General features: G+C 64.0%; 19 protein-coding genes. 4 read left to right on the top strand and 15 right to left on the bottom strand.

The genetic code is table 11. From position 1 onward, the window contains the following. Position 1: 1 nt before the first annotated feature. The 8 genes from nuoF to efp form a co-directional block, all read right to left on the bottom strand. Positions 2 to 1,309 (bottom strand): NADH-quinone oxidoreductase subunit NuoF, encoded by a 1,308-nt coding sequence (gene nuoF, locus IM784_RS00960; RefSeq protein ID WP_199553430.1) that lies wholly within the window; start codon positions 1,307 to 1,309, stop codon positions 2 to 4. Next, positions 1,309 to 1,902, bottom strand: a complete 594-nt coding sequence (gene nuoE / locus IM784_RS00955) for an NADH-quinone oxidoreductase subunit NuoE (protein WP_199553429.1) — start codon at positions 1,900 to 1,902, stop codon at positions 1,309 to 1,311. Before nuoE ends, nuoF begins: the two co-directional genes overlap by 1 nt. Next, complete coding sequence (locus tag IM784_RS00950; protein ID WP_199553428.1) at positions 1,899 to 3,146, bottom strand: NADH-quinone oxidoreductase subunit D; 1,248 nt, start codon at positions 3,144 to 3,146, stop codon at positions 1,899 to 1,901. The genes nuoE and IM784_RS00950 overlap by 4 nt, the downstream gene beginning before the upstream one ends. Then, complete coding sequence (locus IM784_RS00945; protein ID WP_199553427.1) at positions 3,143 to 3,802, bottom strand: NADH-quinone oxidoreductase subunit C; 660 nt, start codon at positions 3,800 to 3,802, stop codon at positions 3,143 to 3,145. Before IM784_RS00945 ends, IM784_RS00950 begins: the two co-directional genes overlap by 4 nt. A 1-nt stretch (position 3,803) precedes the next feature. Further along, positions 3,804 to 4,319: a NuoB/complex I 20 kDa subunit family protein gene (locus IM784_RS00940; protein WP_235976528.1), complete on the bottom strand. Its 516-nt coding sequence runs from the start codon at positions 4,317 to 4,319 to the stop codon at positions 3,804 to 3,806. A 35-nt stretch (positions 4,320 to 4,354) separates the two neighbouring features. Continuing rightward, positions 4,355 to 4,750, bottom strand: coding sequence for an NADH-quinone oxidoreductase subunit A (ndhC, locus tag IM784_RS00935; RefSeq protein WP_199553425.1), 396 nt, complete (start codon positions 4,748 to 4,750; stop codon positions 4,355 to 4,357). Positions 4,751 to 4,876: 126 nt separating this feature from the next. Further along, complete coding sequence (locus tag IM784_RS00930; protein WP_328799408.1) at positions 4,877 to 5,674, bottom strand: inositol monophosphatase family protein; 798 nt, start codon at positions 5,672 to 5,674, stop codon at positions 4,877 to 4,879. After that, positions 5,675 to 6,238: an elongation factor P gene (gene efp / locus IM784_RS00925; protein WP_199553424.1), complete on the bottom strand. Its 564-nt coding sequence runs from the start codon at positions 6,236 to 6,238 to the stop codon at positions 5,675 to 5,677. A 274-nt stretch (positions 6,239 to 6,512) separates the two neighbouring features. On the opposite strand from efp, the gene IM784_RS00920 reads away from it, so the two are divergent. Together IM784_RS00920 and IM784_RS00915 are read left to right on the top strand one after the other, a co-directional pair. Then, entirely contained in the window at positions 6,513 to 8,195 is a 1,683-nt protein-coding gene (locus tag IM784_RS00920; RefSeq protein ID WP_199553423.1) for a S8 family peptidase, read from the top strand. Between the two features lie 12 nt (positions 8,196 to 8,207). Then, positions 8,208 to 8,462, top strand: a complete 255-nt coding sequence (locus IM784_RS00915) for a hypothetical protein (RefSeq protein ID WP_199553422.1) — start codon at positions 8,208 to 8,210, stop codon at positions 8,460 to 8,462. Here the strand turns inward: IM784_RS00915 and thiE are convergent. Genes thiE through tkt form a run of 7 tightly spaced genes read right to left on the bottom strand, consistent with a single transcriptional unit; the run spans position 8,459 to position 15,782 of the window. Continuing rightward, on the bottom strand, positions 8,459 to 9,154 hold the full coding sequence (gene thiE, locus IM784_RS00910) for a thiamine phosphate synthase (protein ID WP_199553421.1): 696 nt from the start codon (positions 9,152 to 9,154) through the stop codon (positions 8,459 to 8,461). The two genes, IM784_RS00915 and thiE, sit on opposite strands and share 4 nt — an antisense overlap. A gap of 40 nt (positions 9,155 to 9,194) precedes the next feature. Beyond that, the gene (gene mddA / locus IM784_RS00905) at positions 9,195 to 9,920 is read right to left on the bottom strand and encodes a methanethiol S-methyltransferase (protein ID WP_199553420.1); all 726 of its coding nucleotides are present in this window, start codon (positions 9,918 to 9,920) and stop codon (positions 9,195 to 9,197) included. Between the two features lie 52 nt (positions 9,921 to 9,972). Continuing rightward, a complete protein-coding gene (locus tag IM784_RS00900) occupies positions 9,973 to 10,635 on the bottom strand; it encodes an O-methyltransferase (protein ID WP_199553419.1) in 663 nt (220 codons plus the stop codon). 4 nt (positions 10,636 to 10,639) lie between these two features. Beyond that, the gene (locus tag IM784_RS00895) at positions 10,640 to 11,554 is read right to left on the bottom strand and encodes a class I fructose-bisphosphate aldolase (RefSeq protein WP_199553418.1); all 915 of its coding nucleotides are present in this window, start codon (positions 11,552 to 11,554) and stop codon (positions 10,640 to 10,642) included. 22 nt (positions 11,555 to 11,576) lie between these two features. Further along, a complete protein-coding gene (locus tag IM784_RS00890; protein ID WP_199553417.1) occupies positions 11,577 to 12,773 on the bottom strand; it encodes a phosphoglycerate kinase in 1,197 nt (398 codons plus the stop codon). Further along, positions 12,773 to 13,774, bottom strand: coding sequence for a type I glyceraldehyde-3-phosphate dehydrogenase (gene gap, locus IM784_RS00885; protein WP_199553416.1), 1,002 nt, complete (start codon positions 13,772 to 13,774; stop codon positions 12,773 to 12,775). The genes IM784_RS00890 and gap overlap by 1 nt, the downstream gene beginning before the upstream one ends. 22 nt (positions 13,775 to 13,796) lie before the next feature. Continuing rightward, positions 13,797 to 15,782 (bottom strand): transketolase, encoded by a 1,986-nt coding sequence (tkt, locus tag IM784_RS00880; protein ID WP_235976455.1) that lies wholly within the window; start codon positions 15,780 to 15,782, stop codon positions 13,797 to 13,799. A gap of 302 nt (positions 15,783 to 16,084) precedes the next feature. Between tkt and IM784_RS00875 the strand changes: the two genes are divergently transcribed. Then, positions 16,085 to 16,261 (top strand): hypothetical protein, encoded by a 177-nt coding sequence (locus IM784_RS00875; protein ID WP_199553415.1) that lies wholly within the window; start codon positions 16,085 to 16,087, stop codon positions 16,259 to 16,261. Then, entirely contained in the window at positions 16,254 to 16,586 is a 333-nt protein-coding gene (locus IM784_RS00870) for a cell division protein ZapA (protein ID WP_199553414.1), read from the top strand. The genes IM784_RS00875 and IM784_RS00870 overlap by 8 nt, the downstream gene beginning before the upstream one ends. Positions 16,587 to 16,754 lie beyond the last annotated feature (168 nt).

Below are 16,754 nucleotides of genomic sequence, written 5' to 3'. Positions count from 1 at the left end.
TCTACTCCGCCGCCTGCGCGATTTCGGGAACGCTCACGAACCCGCGACGCTTGGCGATGCGCGCTTCAATCTCCGGCCGGAAATGCCGGATCAGGCCCTGGATCGGCCATGCCGCGGCGTCGCCCAGCGCGCAGATCGTGTGGCCTTCCACCTGTGTTGTCACTTCCAGCAGCATGTCGATCTCATGGGGCTCGGCGTCGCCGCTCGCGAGGCGCTCCATCACCCGCCACATCCAGCCGGTGCCTTCGCGGCACGGCGTGCACTGGCCGCAGCTCTCATGCTTGTAGAAATAGCTGATGCGGGCAATCGCGCGGATAATGTCGGTGGACTTGTCCATCACGATCACCGCTGCCGTGCCAAGGCCGGATTTCAGCTCGCGAAGCCCATCGAAGTCCATCGGCGCATCGATGATCTCGTGCGCAGGCACCAGCGGCACCGACGAACCGCCCGGGATCACCGCCAGCAGGTTATCCCAGCCGCCGCGAATGCCGCCGCAATGCACGTCGATCAGCTCGCGGAACGGCAGGCTCATCGCCTCTTCCACCACGCACGGCTTGTTCACATGGCCGCTGATCTGGAACAGCTTGGTGCCCTGGTTGTTCGGGCGGCCAATGCCCGCAAACCAGTCCGGCCCGCGCCGCAGGATGGTGGGCACAACTGCGATGGACTCGACATTGTTCACCGTCGTCGGGCAGCCATAGAGGCCGACGCCTGCCGGGAAAGGCGGCTTCAGCCGCGGCTGGCCCTTCTTGCCCTCTAGGCTCTCGATCATCGCGGTTTCTTCGCCGCAGATATAGGCGCCGCCGCCGCGATGCACGAACACATCGAAGTCATAGCCGGAACCGCAGGCGTTCTTGCCGATGAAGCCCTTGGCATAGGCTTCCTCGACAGCCGCAAACAGCACCTCGGCCTCGCGGATATATTCGCCGCGAATATAGATATAGGCAGCGCGCGCCCGCATCGCATAGCCGGCGATCAGCGCGCCCTCGATCAGCTTGTGCGGATCGTTGCGGATGATCTCCCGGTCCTTGCACGAACCCGGCTCGGATTCGTCGGCGTTCACCACCAGGAAGCTGGGGCGCCCATCCTTTGGCTCCTTGGGCATGAAGCTCCACTTGAGCCCGGTGGAGAAGCCTGCGCCACCACGCCCGCGCAGCCCTGAATCCTTCACCTGCTGGATGATGGCATCCTGCCCAACGGCCATCAGCGACTTGGTATCCGCCCAGTCGCCACGCTTCATCGCATGCTCAACGCCCCACGGCTGGAAGCCATAGAGGTTGGTGAAAATTCTATCTTTGTCCGCCAGCATCAGGCGATCTCTTTCAGCGTCGTCGGACCGCCTTCGGGGCAGCTGGTCTGCCGGCCGATCTGGCTGCCCGGCTTTGGCGTGCGGCCGGCGATCAGGTCCTCCAGAATGGCGGTCATGCTCTCGTAGGTGAGGTCTTCGTAATTATCGTCGTTCACCTGCACCATCGGCGCATTGGCACAAACGCCCAGGCATTCCACCTCGGTCAGCGTGAACAGGCCGTCGTTGGTGACTTCGCCCTTCTTCAGCCCCTTGTCGGCGCAGGCGCGCAGGATGTCGTCGCTGCCGCGCAGCATGCAGGGCGTGGTTCCACACACCTGCACATGGAAGCGGCCGACCGGCTGCAGATTGTACATCGTATAGAAGGTCGCAACTTCCAGCGCGCGGATCTTCGGCATGCCGATCTGCGCGGCGACGAACTCGATCACCGGCAGCGGCAGCCAGGCCACGCCCGTCATGTCGCGCATCTGATACTGCGCCAGCCACAGCAACGGCATGATCGCAGAGGCTTCACGCCCCTTCGGATAGCGCCCGATGATACGCTCCGCCTCGGCGACATTCGCGTCGGTCCATTTGAAATCGCTGTAGTCGCTCACCGGTCAACCTCGCCAAACACGATATCCAGCGAACCCAGCACGGCAGGCGCATCGGCCAGCATATGGCCCTTCAGCAGATAGTCCATCGCCTGCAGATGGGTCATGCCGGTCGCCCGGATATGGCAGCGATAGGGCTTGTTGGTGCCGTCGCTCACCAGATAGATGCCGAATTCCCCCTTGGGGCTTTCGGTCGCCACATAGACTTCGCCCGGCGGCACCTTGAAGCCCTCGGTATAGAGCTTGAAGTGGTGGATCAGCGCTTCCATCGAGCGCTTCATCTCGCCCCGCTTCGGCGGCGCCACCTTGCGGTCCAGCGTCGAGACCGGCTCGCCCTCGCAATGCGCCAACCTGTTCAGGCACTGGATGATCAGCTTTATCGACTGGCGCATTTCCTCCATGCGCACCATCCAGCGATCATAGCAGTCGCCGTTGTTGCCCACAGGCACTTCGAATTCCAGGTCGGCATAGCATTCATAGGGCTGCGACTTGCGCAGATCCCAGGCGATGCCCGACCCCCGCAGGCAAGGCCCGGTAAAGCCCCAGGCAATCGCTTCCTTCGCCGAAATCACGCCGATATCGACGTTCCGCTGCTTGAAGATGCGGTTGTCGCCGGCCAGCGCCTGCACTTCATCGATTACCTTCGGGAAGGCTTCGGCCCAGGTCCGGATATCTTCGGCGAGGCCCGCCGGCAGATCCTGATGGACGCCGCCGGGGCGGAAATAGGCGGCGTGCATGCGCGCGCCGGAAACCCGTTCGGAGAAGCGATAGATCGCCTCGCGCTCGGCAAACAGCCAGATGATCGGCGTCAGCCCACCCACGTCCATCACATGCGCGCCGACGTTCATGATGTGGTTCGAAACCCGCATCAGCTCGGCCCACAGCACGCGGATCAGCTGCGCCCGCATCGGCACATCCACGCCCAGCAGCTTCTCGATGGCCAACACATAGCTGTGCTCCATCGACATCGGGCTGCAATAATCCAGGCGGTCCATATAGGGCAGCGCCTGGAGGTAGGTCTTGTATTCGATCAGCTTCTCGGTGCCGCGATGCAGCAGCCCGATGTGCGGATCGCAGCGCTCGATCAGCTCGCCGTCCAGCTCCATCACCAGCCGCAGCACGCCGTGTGCAGCCGGGTGCTGAGGCCCGAAGTTGATCATGTAGTTCTGGATGCTGGTGTCGGCCGAAACCAGCGTCGGGTCGATCAGTTGACCTTCCAACACTTCCGCGGTCTGGACTTCGCTCATTTCGCGCCCTCCCCGCCCGGCTTTTTCATTTGGTCGCCATCCGGCTCCGACGCTTTCTCATCTCCGGGCAGCTTCCACTGCCCTTCCCACGGGCTCAGGAAGTCGAAGTTGCGGAAATCCTGCTTCAGCTTCACCGGCGCATAGACAACGCGCTGCTGCTCCTCGGAATAGTGCAGCTCCACATGCCCTGTCAGCGGGAAGTCCTTGCGGAACGGGTGCCCTTCAAAGCCATAGTCGGTGAGGATCCGGCGCAGATCGGGGTTGCCCTCGAAATAGACGCCGTAGCAATCCCACACTTCCCGCTCCAGCCATCCGGCATTCGGGAACAGCGACACGATCGACGGGATCGGCGCCACCTCGTCGGTCGCCACCTTCACCCGCAGCCGCCGGTTATGCCGGAGCGACAGCAGATGATAGTTCACGTCGAACCGCTCAGAACGCTCGGGATAGTCCGCACCGGCAATGTCCAGCATCTGGTCATAGGCCAGATCGGCCGTATCGCGCAGGATCTGCAGCACCACCGCCAGGCTCTCGCGCCGGACCAGCAACGTCAGCTCGCCAACGGCCTCGGCCGCGTCGATCACATGCTCGCCAAGCACCGCCATGGCGCGCTCGGCGACGCCTTCGTTGCCGGGGATCTGGGGAAGATGCGACATCTCAGCGCTCAAAGCTCGCGTTGCGGCGTATTTTCCGCTGCAAGGCCATCACACCATAGACCAGCGCTTCCGCGGTCGGCGGGCAGCCCGGCACATAGATATCGACAGGCACGATGCGGTCGCAGCCGCGCACCACGGAATAGCTATAGTGATAATAGCCTCCGCCATTGGCGCAGCTGCCCATACTGATCACATAGCGCGGTTCCGGCATCTGATCGTACACCCGGCGCAAGGCAGGCGCCATCTTGTTGCAGAGCGTACCGGCGACGATCATCACGTCCGACTGACGCGGGCTGGCGCGCGGCGCCGCACCAAAGCGCTCCATGTCATAATCCGGCATGGACGCATGCATCATCTCGACGGCGCAGCAGGCAAGCCCGAACGTCATCCACCACAGCGAACCGGTGCGCGCCCAGGTGGTCAGATCCTCCAGGCTCGTCACAAGGAAGCCCTTGTTCGATAGCTCGGAGCCGACATCGGCGAAGAACGCGTCCTGCGTAGCGAGATCGCGCGACATCTGTGTGCCGTCAGCGTTGATAAGGGCGGTCGTGCTCATTCCCAGTCCAACGCCCCCTTCTTCCACTCATAGATGAAGCCGATGGTAAGGATGCCAAGGAAGAGCATCATCGAGGCCCAGGCAAACACCAGATCCGCGCCCATATGCTTCAGGCTGACGGCCCATGGGAACAGGAAGGCGACTTCGAGGTCGAAGATGATGAACAGGATCGACACCAGATAGAAGCGCACGTCGAACTGACCCCGCGCCGAGGAGAAGGCGGGAAAGCCGCTCTCATACTCGGTCAGCTTGTCGGCATAGGGCTTCGATGTCCCTATCACGTTCGAAAGGAGAATGGGCAGCCCCGCGAACACCACCGCCAGCACGATGGCAATCCCGAAGAACAGCAGGATCGGGAGATACTCCCGACCGATGGCGGTAACGTCTGGCATGGGCGTGTCTCTAGGCAGTTGGCAGCGTCGCGGCAAGCCTCTGAAAGGGCCAAATTACCCGCATTTGCTGCATGGCAGCACTGCGATCTTGTCAGTTTCTCAAGGCTTTGACGCTATTGCGAAGCGTTATCGAAGCGCCGCGCCCACCAGCTTGTGCAACTTCGAATGGATCTGATCGTTCGCGGCAAGTATTTCGCGCCGTTCCACCATCCGTTCACCACCACGGAAGTCGGAAACAAAACCACCGGCTTCCTTCACCAGCAGCATGCCGGCAGCCACATCCCACGGTTGCAGCCCCTGCTCCCAAAAGCCGTCGAAACGCCCGGCAGCCACCCACGCAAGATCCAGGCTCGCAGCCCCGAAACGACGCACGCCGGCCACTTCCGGAATGACCTTCTGCAGGATCGACTCGAACTGCCGCTGATCGCCATGTCCCTTGTAGGGAATGCCCGTCGCCAGCAGCGACTCGTCCAGCTCGCGGCGGCCCGAAACGCGCAGGCGCGCATTCTGCAGCCACGCCCCGCGCCCCCGCTCCGCCCAGAAGCTCTCGTCCGTCATCGGCTGATAGACGATGCCGGCCACAATCGTCCCCAGATGCTCGACGCCGATCGAAATCGCGAAGTGCGGGATGCCGTGCAGGAAGTTCGAGGTGCCATCCAGCGGATCGATGATGAAGCGCGGGGAATTCTCTTCCTCGCCGGCAATCTCGCCGCCCTCTTCCAGCAGGAAACCCCAGCCGGGACGCGCCCGCTGCAGCTCCTCCAGCAGCGTGCGTTCGCAGGCATTGTCGGCCTGGCTCACGAAGTCCGCCGGCCCCTTCTTGGAGACCTGCAGCTGGCTCACCTCGCCGAAATCCCGGCGCAGCTTCGGAGCCGCCTTGCGGCAGGCGCGCTCCATCACGGTGATGATGGCGGATTGGCTCACTTAGTCGGCCCGCCGCACATAAGCCTGTTCGTACACGTCCACGACAATCCGCGTGCCGGCGCCGATATGCGGCGGCACCATCACGCGCACGCCATTTTCCAGCACCGCCGGCTTGTAGCTCGAAGAGGCGGTCTGCCCCTTCACCACCGCGTCGGCTTCCACGATCAGCGCTTCCACCTGGTCGGGCAGCTGCACGGAAATGGGGCGCTCGTCATAAAGCTCCATGGTCACGTCCATGCCGTCCGTCAGGAAGGCCGCAGCATCGCCCAGCAGGTCGCGCGGCAGCGTCACCTGCTCATAGCTATCCTTGTCCATGAACACGAGGTTGTCGTCCTCGGCATAGAGATACTGGAAGTCCTTGGTGTCCAGCCGCACGCGCTCGACGACTTCGGCTGAACGGAAACGGATGTTGGTCTTGCGGCCATCGATCAGGTTCTTCAGCTCTACCTGCATATAGGCGCCGCCCTTGCCGGGCTGGGTATGCTGCGTCTTCACCGCACGCCAGATTCCGCCTTCATATTCGATGATGTTGCCGGGACGAATGTCCACGCCGCTGATCTTCATGGAAATACACCTGTGGGATGAAACTGAATGCGGCCCCTTAGACGTCGCACACGCCGCGCGCAACCGAGCCGCCTTATGGTCGCTTTCGTCCAAGCCCGCCGTCCGACCTTGCGCTATTGGCTTTGGTCGAGGCGCAGCTTGTTGTCCGGCCTTCCCCGCGAAGACTGAACGACCCGGATGGAGGGCTGCCGGGCACGCGCCGCACCCAACAGGGCGAAGCGGCGGGCGCTGCACAGCAAAGGCAGCGCCCGCCCCAACCGCAGGGGAGACCGCCATGGCAAAATCAACGCGCAAGACCTCTCAGAATCCACCCGCAACCGGCGAAGGTGTCCGCCGCCTGATCGTAGAGCTGAAAGCCACACCGCAGTCGCGCGGCGAAGCCCTCAGCATGGAAGCCGGCATGACCGACAGCATCGCCGGCCTGCTGCAACGCGCCGGCGCGGAGCCGGTCGCAGATTTCGATCCGGTTCTGCTGCCGTCTGTATCCGCGCAGGATCCCATGGCCTCCGATTTCGACAATTCGCGCCGATTCGAAGCCAGTTTTGCGCCCGAGGACCGCACCCTCGTCACGGTGGCGCATGGCGATGAAAAGGTCGCCGAGAAGCTGATGGCAGAGCCGCGCGTGGTCGGTGTCTATGCCGATATCCCGATCGAGCCCTGCATCATCTGCCCGGGCAGCGGTCCGCAGGGCAATACGGCGGACATCGCCCGTCTGCTGTGCACGCCACGCCTCCATTCCAACGGCATGGACGGCTCCGGCGTGCTGCTCGCCATCGTCGATACGGGCATCAACCGGGCGCATCTCGCTTCGCGTGGGCTCACTCCCTCGATGGATTCGGGTCGCAGCTGGGTGCCCGGTGCCGGGATGACGCCGTTCGACGCGCCGGTAGGCCATGGCACCATGTGCGCCTACGACGCGCTGATCGCAGCACCCCGCGCGACGCTCCTCGATATCCAGCTTCTCCGCTCGACGGTCGGCGGCGGCTTCGGCGGCTTCCTGTCGGACGCCGTGCGCGCCTACGCGCATCTGCAGACCATCATGATGGCGCCCACCCGCCCCGGAGAGGCCCGCTCGCTCGTGGTCAACAACAGCTGGGGCATGTTCCATCCCAGCTGGGATTTCCCGGTCGGCAACCCCGGAAATTATTCCGACAACCCCAATCACCCGTTTAACCGCTCGGTAGCAGCGCTGGAGGCGCTCGGTGCCGACATCCTATTCGCGGCAGGCAATTGCGGCGCCAACTGCCCCGACGGCCGCTGCCAGGGCGTCACCGCCAACGCCATCTATGGCGCCAACGGGCACAGCGCCGTCCTCTGCGTCGCCGGCGTCGACACCGGCAAAGTCCGTGTCGGCTACTCCAGTCAGGGTCCCGGCCGTCTCAGCCGCAACAAGCCCGACATCTGTGGCTTCACCCATTTCTCGGGCTCCGGCGTCTATGCCGCAGACGGCGGCACCTCGGCCGCCTGCCCGGTCGTCGCCGGCCTCGTCGCCGCCATCCGAAGCCGCAAGCCGCACCAGCCTGGCAACCCGGCGGTCAGCCCGCACGCCATCCGCGAACTGGTGCGCTCCACAGCCGAGGATCTCGGCAGCGCCGGCTTCGATTTCGACCATGGCTTCGGAGTTGTGAACGGCTGCGGCATTGTCGATCGCGTCGTGCCGCCCGTCATCAAGCCGATCATCAACATCTGCGACCGCTTCCCGGATCTCTGCAAGCCGCGACCCGTACCCATCGACTTCTGCCGCCGCTATCCGCAGCTCTGCAAACTGCAGCTGCCCCCGGTCCCGATCCCCTTCCCGCGCCCCGGATTCGAAGCAGAACAGGCAGCGGCAGATACCCCCGATCTCGAAGCTCTGCTGGCCCGCATGTGGGAGCTGGGCTATGCCGACGCCAAGGCAGAGGGTCATACCCCGGCCGGCCCACCGGCCAAACCCGGTGGATGCAACTGCAGCGGATAAGGACCCACGGAAATGGCGGATTCGGTTCTCGTGCAAATCCATCTGGCCGGATCCGCCAGCCTCGCCGCCGCTGCCCGGAAGCTCGGCGTCCCGGCCGCGAAACTCGATGCCGACTATGGCGTGGTCGCGGTGGACCTCGCCGCCAGCCTGTATGCCGTCAAGCTCGACAAGTCCGAAGCAGGCGCAGCCGAAAAGCTCGGCCAGGGCGGCGCGGAAGGCATTTTCGCAGACCCGAAGATCGAACCCTTCGGCCCGCCCGACAGCTAAGGCGCGTCCTGGCGTCCTGCCATCGCCTCCGCAAAGGCGCGAACATTGGCCTCGGGATCACCTCCCCAGACCGCGCCGGATGTCGCCAAGAAATCCGCCCCCGCTTCCACCAGCGGCCGGCAGTTGCCGGGCGTGATCCCGCCGATCGCCACGCACGGAATGGGGCTCAGCGCCGTCCACCAGCTGAGGATCGCCGGGTCGGCGATATGCTCCACCACCTTCGTCTCGGTCGGGAAAAAGGAACCGAAGGCCACATAGTTCGCCCCGGCCTCCCCGGCCTCCATCGCCAGATGCCGGCTCGCATGGCAGGTGACGCCGATCTGCGCCTCCTTCCCCAACAGTGCCCGCGCCTCCACGGCAGAGCCATCGCCCTGCCCCAGATGCACGCCATCGGCGCCACACCGCTTCGCCAGATCCATTCGATCATTCAGGATAAAGGCCACATCGGCATCCGCGCAGATCGGCATCAGCGCCTCGGCAGCGCGCAGGATCTCGCCGTCATCGACGATCTTCAGCCGCAGCTGATAGGCGGCGATCGCCCCGCCCGCCGCCAGCGCCCGCTTCAACGCTTGCGCGTGTAGCGCCAGCTCGAACATCGGCGGGGAGATCAGATACAGCTGGCACGGCGGACGGCTATCCTCGCCGAACAGCTCGCGGAAACCTTCATCCTTCAGTTCGTCACCGTCGCTCATGCCCCCCTCCATGCGGGCAGAGCGGCCCCACTGGCAAGCCTCAGTGCACCCCGGGGAACAGTTTTCCGACCTTGCGCCGATAGGCCAGATACTGATCGCCGAACTGCTTCACCAGATCGCGCTCCTCCTGGCGGATTCCGATCAGGATATAGACCGACATGCCCGCTGCAAACAGGAAGTGCCCCATCGTCATCAGCGGCGTCGACCAGAAGGCGAGCAGGAAGCCCAGATAGATCGGGTGCCGCACATGCCGATAGAAGAATGGCGTGCGAAACTGCGGCGCCGGAATGTCGTGCCCGCGCAGGTGCGCAAACGCCTGCCTTAGCCCGAACAGCTCGAGATGATTGATAAGGAAGGTGGAAATCAGCACCACCGCCCACCCCAGGAAGAACAGCCCCCGCAGCAGTAGCGCTACCGGCTTCCAGGTCACCAGCCACATGATATTGGGCAACGGCCGCCAGAGGTAAAACAGCAGGATCAGCGCCAGGCTGGCCGCCAGCACATAGAAGCTGCGCTCCAGATGCCGCGGCACCACCCGCGTCCAGCGCGCCTTGAAGCCGGGCCGCGCCATCACGCTGTGCTGCACGCCAAACAGCGCCATCAGCCCCAGGTTGCCCGCCACCGCTATCAGGGTCGGCGCCTGCGGCCCGATATCGACCGTGCGTGCAATGCCGGGAAAATTCCCCACAAAGGCAATCAGGTACAGGAACGTCGCAAAAAAGATGAGATAGACGATTGCCGCAAAGGCCATCCCCAATGCCGCCATAGTCCGCCTCCCAAAGCAGCCGCTGGCACCCTAGCACGAAAGCCCTGCTGGGTCAGCCTTTCACCACCGCCATCACAAATCCGTCCCAACCCTTTGCCCCCACGGTCTGGATCGCCGTCGCCTCCAGCCGCTCCTCGGCCTGCAGCATCTCGAAAAGCTTGCGCGTGCCCACGATGCGCGGCTCAGTGCTCGCCGCATCGATCACGCCGCCGCCGCGCACCACATTATCCACCAGGATCAGCGCCCCCGGCCGTGACAGCCCGATTGCCGCCTGCACATAATTGGCGTTGTTCTCCTTGTCGGCGTCGATGAACACCAGATCGAACGGCGCTTCATCGCCCATCGTCTTCAGGCTCTCCAGCGCGGGCCCCACCCGCACCTCCACCTTTTCCGCCAGACCCGCATGGGCAATGTTCGCGCGCGCCACCTCGGCATGTGTTGGGCTGATTTCCAGCGTCACCAGCCGGCCGCCCTCCGGCAGCGCCCGCGCAAGCCATATCGTCGAAAAGCCGCCCAGCGTGCCCACTTCCAGAATATGCCGGGCGCCGGAAATCCGCGCCAGCAGGTGCAGCATCTTGCCCTGCGCGGCTGACACATCGATCGCCGGCAGCCCGCCCTCGGCATTGCCCTTCAGCGCTGCATCCAGAACCGGATCAGGGCCGAGAAGCTGGCCGGCGATATACGCGTCAACTGCTTCCCAACCCCGATCCGTCATCCGGCTATTCCTTGTTCTGGTAAATCCGCACGATCTTGTCGAGCAGTTCCAGCGCCTCGGCACGCGGCCGCTGGAAGCTGTTGCGGCCGATGATCGAGCCATTGCCGCCGCCATCGCGAATATCGCGCGCATCCTGATAAACGGCGTCTGAACCCTTCGCCGCGCCACCCGAGAAAACCACGATCCGGCGGCCGTTGAAGCAGGCCTTCACCACATGCGCCACCCGGTCGGACTGCTTCGACCAGTCTGTCCCGGCATAGCTCTTCTTCGCGTCTTCCTGCTCGATATGGTCCGAAGGCAGCTTCACCTTGATGATGTGCGCCCCCAGCAGGGCTGCCATGTGTGCGGCATAGGCACCTACATCCAGTGCCAGCTCACCCGATTTCGGCAGCTTGCCGCCGCGCGGATAGCTCCAGATCACGGTCGCGATACCCACCGATTTCGCTTCGGCCGACATCTCCTTGATCTCTTCCATCATCTCGAACACGTCTTCGGAGCCCGGATAGATGGTAAAGCCGATGGCCGCGCAACCCAGCCTGAGCGCATCGTCCACGCTGCCGGTCAGTGCCTGGTTGGCGCCGCCGGCCCAGCTGTTCGAGGAATTCACCTTCAGGATCGTCGGGATGGCGCCTGCAAAGGTGTCGGCACCCGCCTCCAGCATCCCCAGCGGCGCTGCATAGGCATTCAGCCCGGCGTCGATCGCAAGCTGGTAGTGGTAGTGCGGGTCATAGCCCGGCTCGTTCACGGAAAAGCTGCGCGCCGGCCCATGCTCGAAACCCTGGTCTACCGGCAGGATCACCATCTTGCCCGTTCCGCCCAGCCGGCCTTCCATCAGCATGCGGGCCAGATTGCCCTTCGTGCCGGGATTGTCGCTCTCGTAATTGTCGAGGATCTTACGGACGGTCTTGGTGATCTTCATGCAATCAAGCTCCTGTTAGATATCAATTCTTAAGCGCGTCGACGCCCGGCAACGGCTTGCCTTCCATCCATTCCAGAAAGGCGCCCCCCGCTGTCGAGACAAAGCTGAACTTGTCGCCAGCGCCCGCATGGTTCAGCGCCGCCACGGTATCGCCACCGCCCGCCACGCTCACCAGAGTCCCGCCCTCGGTCAGCGCTGCCGCCGTCTTCGCCAGCGCCACCGTCGCCTGATCGAATGGTGCCAGCTCGAACGCCCCCAGCGGCCCGTTCCACACCAGGGTCGCGCAGGTCTTCAGCACATCGCCCAGCGCTTCCACCGCATGCGGCCCAAGGTCGAGGATCATCTCGTCCTCGGCCACCTCGTTCACATTCGCCACCCGGTGCGGCGGATTGGCGCGAAATTCCTTCGCCACCACCACGTCCCACGGCAGATGCACGGTGCAGCCGGCTGCCTCGGCGCGCGAAAGGATGCCCCGCGCTGTGTCGGCCAGATCATGCTCGCACAGGCTCTTGCCGACGCTGATGCCCTTCGCCGCCAGGAAGGTGTTCGCCATCCCGCCGCCGATGATCAGATGATCGACCTTGGTGACCAGATTCGTCAGCACATCCAGCTTCGAGGAGACCTTGGCACCGCCGACCACGGCCGCCACCGGCCGCGCCGGCGTGCCCAGCGCCGCTTCCAGCGCCTTCAGCTCGGCCTCCATCGACCGCCCGGCATAGGCCGGCAGCACATGCGCTAGGCCTTCGGTAGAGGCATGCGCCCGGTGCGCCGCGGAAAAGGCATCATTCACATAGAAGTCGCCCAGCCGCGCCAGCTCCGACACGAATGTCGGATCGTTCTTTTCCTCGCCGGGGTGAAAGCGGGTGTTTTCCAGCACCGTAACGCTGCCGTCTTCCAGTCCCAGCGATTCCGCAACCACCGCGTCGCCAATGCAATCCGGAAGAAATCCCACCCAACGCCCCAGCACCTCGTGCAGCGGGTGCACCACCTTGATCAGCGAGAATTCGTGCGAATGCATGCCCTTGGGCCGCCCGAAGTGCGACAGCAGCAGCACGCGCGCGCCGCGGTCGGCCAGAAAGGCGATGGTGGGAACGGCTGCCTGCAGCCGCGTCCCATCCGTCACATGTTCGCCGTCCATCGGCACATTCAGATCGACCCGAACCAGAACGCGCTTGCCGCTCAGGTCCGCGGGCAGATCATCCAGCGTGCGGAACGGCATCAGAGGAACTTGCCCATCGCCACCGCGGTGTCGGCCATCCGGTTGGAGAAGCCCCACTCATTGTCATACCAGCTCACCACGCGAACCAGCTTGCCTTCCAGCACCGCCGTCTCAAGGCTGTCGACCGTCGACGAGAAGGGGATATGATTGAGATCGATGGAGACCAGCGGATCTTCCGAATAGTCCAATATGCCCTTCAGCGCCCCTTCCGAGGCCGCCTTCAGCGCCGCATTGATCTCTTCCTTGGTCGTGTCCCGGCCGGGCACGAAGGTAAGGTCCACAAGGCTGACGTTCGGCGTCGGCACGCGGATGGCGGAACCATCCAGCTTGCCCTTCAGCTCGGGCAGCACCTCGCCCACGGCGCGGGCTGCGCCCGTCGTCGTCGGGATGATCGACATCGCGGCAGCGCGCGCGCGGCGCATGTCGGGGTGGATCTGGTCCAGGATCTTCTGGTCATTGGTATAGGCGTGCACGGTCGTCATCAGTCCGCGCTGGATGCCAACGGTCTCGTTCATCACCTTGGCGACCGGCGCCAGGCAGTTGGTGGTGCAGCTGGCGTTGGAAACGACGATATGATCCTTCGTCAGCTTCTCGTGGTTCACGCCATAGACAACGGTCAGGTCAACGCCCTTGCCCGGCGCCGAGATCAGCACCCGCTTGGCACCGGCCTCGATATGCGCGCGCGCCTTGTCGGCATCGGTAAAGAAGCCGGTGCACTCCAGTGCGATATCGACGCCCAGTTCCTTGTGCGGCAGCTTCGAGGGATCGCGCTCGGCGGTCACGCGGATCCGCTTGCCGTCCACGATCATGTCCTGCCCGTCCGCCTCGACGGTGCCCGGATAGCGCCCATGCACGCTGTCCCGCTTGAACAGCATGGCGTTGGATTTGGTATCGGCGAGATCGTTGATCGCGACCACTTCAATGTCGGAACGGCCCTGTTCCAGGATTGCCCTCAGAACCAGACGCCCGATCCGTCCAAAGCCGTTGATCGCTACCTTCATATCCCGCTCCTTTTTCAGCCTGTTATTTGTTCAGTCGCTCCAGAACCCGCTGCGAAACCGCATCCGGGGTCAATCCGAAATGTTGGTAAAGGTCGCTGGCCGGAGCAGACGCCCCAAACCCGTCGATGCCGATCATCAACCCGTCCGAGCCGACGATCCGCTCCCAACCAAATGTAGAACCTGCCTCTATCGAGACTTTCAGCACATCGCCCGGGAGCAGATTGTCGCGGACGGATTTCGGCTGCGCCGCCAACCGCTCCCACGAAGGCAGCGAGACCACATCAGCGCCAACGCCCCTGGCTTCCAGCAGCTTCGCGGTTTCCACCGCAATCGCCACTTCGGAGCCCGTCGCCACCAGCACCACCTTGCGCGCCGCAGTCGCCGTCACCAGTCGGTAACCACCCTCGGCCGAACGATTGGCCTCGATATCAAAGCGCAGCGGCGGCAAATTCTGCCGCGACAGCGCCAGCACCGAAGGCCGCGACCGATCCGCCAGCGCCAGCTCCCAGCACTCCGCCGTCTCCACCGCATCGGCCGGGCGATAGACCGCCACGTTGGGCATCGCCCTCAGGCTCGCCAGATGCTCGATCGGCTGGTGCGTCGGCCCATCCTCGCCAAGGCCGATGCTGTCGTGCGTCATCACATAGACAACACCCACCTGCTGCAGCGCTGAAAGGCGGATCGCAGCCCGGCAATAATCGGCAAACACCAGGAAGGTGCCGCCATAAGGAATTACGCCGCCATGCAAGGCCATGCCGTTCATGGCCGCGGCCATGCCGAACTCGCGGATTCCGTAATAGACGTAGCGCCCGCCATAGTTGGCGGCGGAAAACGCCTGCATTCCCGCCGACTTGGTGTTGTTGGAGCCGGTCAGGTCAGCCGAACCGCCAACCGTCTCCGGCACCACCGCATTCACGGCATCCAGCGTCATTTCAGAGGCCTTGCGGCTGGCAACCGGCTTTGCATCCGCCACCAGCTTCGCCTTGAAGTCGGCAATCGAGAAGCCTGCAGGCAGCTCGCCCCGCATCCGCCGCTGGAACTCAGCCTTGTCGGTGCTGGCATTCAGCCGCGCTTCCCAGGCCGCCCGCGCGGCAGCGCCGACCTGACCCACAGCCTTCCAGTTCGCGGCGATGTCGGCCGGAATCTCGAACGGCGGCGAACTCCAGCCCAGTTTTTCGCGCGCGCCGGCAATCTCGGCCGCGCCCAGCGGAGAGCCATGTGCCTTCTCACTGCCGGCCTTGGTCGGCGCGCTGTATCCGATCACCGTCGTGCATTGCACAAGTGTCGGCCGCTCGTCGGCAACCGCCGCATCCAGTGCCTGCCGAATCGACGCCGGATCATGCCCGTCGCAGCGCACCACATGCCAGCCAGCCGAGCGGAACCGCGCCGGCACATCTTCGCTGGAAGACATGGAAATCTTGCCATCGATGGAGATGCCGTTGTCGTCCCACAGCACGTTCAGCCGGCCCAGCTTCAGATGGCCCGCCAGGCCGATCGCCTCGTGGCTCACACCTTCCATCAGGCAGCCGTCGCCGGCGATTACCCAGGTGCGGTGATCGACAAGACCATCGCCGAAGCCGGCATTGAGGTGACGCTCGGCCATCGCCATGCCCACCGCCATCGCCAGGCCCTGCCCCAGCGGGCCGGTGGTGCATTCCACGCCCGGCAGCTCGAAATTCTCCGGATGCCCAGCACACGGGCTGCCCAGCTGCCGGAAGTTGCGGATGTCGTCCATCGTCGGCCGGGCATAACCGGTCAGGTTCAGCAGGGCATAGATCAGCATCGAGCCGTGCCCGGCCGAGAGCACGAAGCGGTCGCGATCGGCCCATTTCGGATCGGCCGGATCGAACTTCAGATACTCGCCCCACAGCACGGTGGCGGCATCCGCCATCCCCATCGGCATACCCGGGTGGCCGCTGTTCGCAGCTTCCACCGCATCCATCGCCAACGCCCGGATGGCATTCGCCATCCCCTTAGCCTTGTCGCCCAACAGCCGTTCAGATGGCATCAGCAGCCCGTTCCTAGTTTACAAGGACCACACAGGTCCGGCTCGCGCCCCGAATAAGGACAACAGCAAACGAATCGCGGCCACGCCGAATCCCGCAGCCGCCGCACGCGGCGCCCTCCTTGCAAAGCAGTCGGCATAAATCAACGCCACATTGGAACAATGCGTTACACTCCCGTCATTGACGTGAACGTAACCAAGGGCTTATCTCTGTCCGTCAAGACGAAATTGGAACATGGTGCGGCAATAGCTCAACTTGACCTTTTGGAGCGAAGACATGAAGCCTGACCTCAGGGGGTATATCGATGAAAGAACCTGAGGGCGGAGCTTTGCTCCAACGGATCGAGGCTGCGCTGAAGCGTGGCGAAGCCGCTGCCGAACGTCTCAGCCGCACGCATGGCGGCCTGCGTGCCGTCGCGCAGGATACGCTGGCCGGGCTCGAAAAGCTGATCGAAGGCGAAAAGAAGCGCTCCAATGGCTGAAATTTCCCTGTCCATCGGCGGCCGCGCCTACAAGCTTGCTTGCCGCGACGGCGAGGAAGAGGATCTGCGCGCCGCGGCCGGCCTGCTCGACAGCCGCGTTTCCTCGCTGATGCAGGCACATGGCGCCGTCGCCGAACCGCGCCTGCTGCTGATGGCCGCGCTGCTGGTCAGCGGTGAACTGCTGGAGCGCAAGTCGAGCGAAGCCCGCATCACGCCTATTTCCGCAGGCGCAGCCCCAGGCCCGGGATCGGAAATACTGGAAGCCCTGGCAATCCGCGCAGAAGCCCTTGCCCGCAAGCTTGAAGAGGCGGCCGACGCAGCCTAAGTATTGGGGCGGCGGGCTCTGCCCGATGCGCGCAATTGAACATCCCTGAGGCGATTAACATTCCGAGGGGGCTGTCCCTGCCGGGCTCCTGGGCCCGATCACATGGTCCCCACCTGACGTCTTGGCGTCAGCGGATCTTCGTGCAAACGGTCGATGCGGACCCGCCAC

The organism is Sandaracinobacteroides hominis (assembly GCF_016464365.1).
In the GTDB taxonomy this organism is placed as follows: Bacteria; Pseudomonadota; Alphaproteobacteria; order Sphingomonadales; family Sphingomonadaceae; genus Sandaracinobacteroides; species Sandaracinobacteroides hominis.
The sequence above is the reverse complement of the archived record's forward strand: the minus strand, read 5'-3'. Positions and strand labels throughout refer to the sequence as shown.

What these genes read in the sequence shown, in the direction of transcription:
- nuoF (WP_199553430.1), bottom strand. Translation starts at nt 1,309, where the DNA reads ATGCTGGCGGACAAAGATAGAATTTTCACCAACCTCTATGGCTTCCAG.
- IM784_RS00950 (WP_199553428.1), bottom strand. Translation starts at nt 3,146, where the DNA reads ATGAGCGAAGTCCAGACCGCGGAAGTGTTGGAAGGTCAACTGATCGAC.
- IM784_RS00945 (WP_199553427.1), bottom strand. Translation starts at nt 3,802, where the DNA reads ATGTCGCATCTTCCCCAGATCCCCGGCAACGAAGGCGTCGCCGAGCGC.
- IM784_RS00940 (WP_235976528.1), bottom strand. Translation starts at nt 4,319, where the DNA reads ATGTCGCGCGATCTCGCTACGCAGGACGCGTTCTTCGCCGATGTCGGC.
- ndhC (WP_199553425.1), bottom strand. Translation starts at nt 4,750, where the DNA reads ATGCCAGACGTTACCGCCATCGGTCGGGAGTATCTCCCGATCCTGCTG.
- efp (WP_199553424.1), bottom strand. Translation starts at nt 6,238, where the DNA reads ATGAAGATCAGCGGCGTGGACATTCGTCCCGGCAACATCATCGAATAT.
- IM784_RS00920 (WP_199553423.1), top strand. Translation starts at nt 6,513, where the DNA reads ATGGCAAAATCAACGCGCAAGACCTCTCAGAATCCACCCGCAACCGGC.
- IM784_RS00915 (WP_199553422.1), top strand. Translation starts at nt 8,208, where the DNA reads ATGGCGGATTCGGTTCTCGTGCAAATCCATCTGGCCGGATCCGCCAGC.
- thiE (WP_199553421.1), bottom strand. Translation starts at nt 9,154, where the DNA reads ATGAGCGACGGTGACGAACTGAAGGATGAAGGTTTCCGCGAGCTGTTC.
- mddA (WP_199553420.1), bottom strand. Translation starts at nt 9,920, where the DNA reads ATGGCGGCATTGGGGATGGCCTTTGCGGCAATCGTCTATCTCATCTTT.
- IM784_RS00900 (WP_199553419.1), bottom strand. Translation starts at nt 10,635, where the DNA reads ATGACGGATCGGGGTTGGGAAGCAGTTGACGCGTATATCGCCGGCCAG.
- IM784_RS00895 (WP_199553418.1), bottom strand. Translation starts at nt 11,554, where the DNA reads ATGAAGATCACCAAGACCGTCCGTAAGATCCTCGACAATTACGAGAGC.
- IM784_RS00890 (WP_199553417.1), bottom strand. Translation starts at nt 12,773, where the DNA reads ATGCCGTTCCGCACGCTGGATGATCTGCCCGCGGACCTGAGCGGCAAG.
- gap (WP_199553416.1), bottom strand. Translation starts at nt 13,774, where the DNA reads ATGAAGGTAGCGATCAACGGCTTTGGACGGATCGGGCGTCTGGTTCTG.
- tkt (WP_235976455.1), bottom strand. Translation starts at nt 15,782, where the DNA reads ATGCCATCTGAACGGCTGTTGGGCGACAAGGCTAAGGGGATGGCGAAT.
- IM784_RS00875 (WP_199553415.1), top strand. Translation starts at nt 16,085, where the DNA reads ATGAAAGAACCTGAGGGCGGAGCTTTGCTCCAACGGATCGAGGCTGCG.
- IM784_RS00870 (WP_199553414.1), top strand. Translation starts at nt 16,254, where the DNA reads ATGGCTGAAATTTCCCTGTCCATCGGCGGCCGCGCCTACAAGCTTGCT.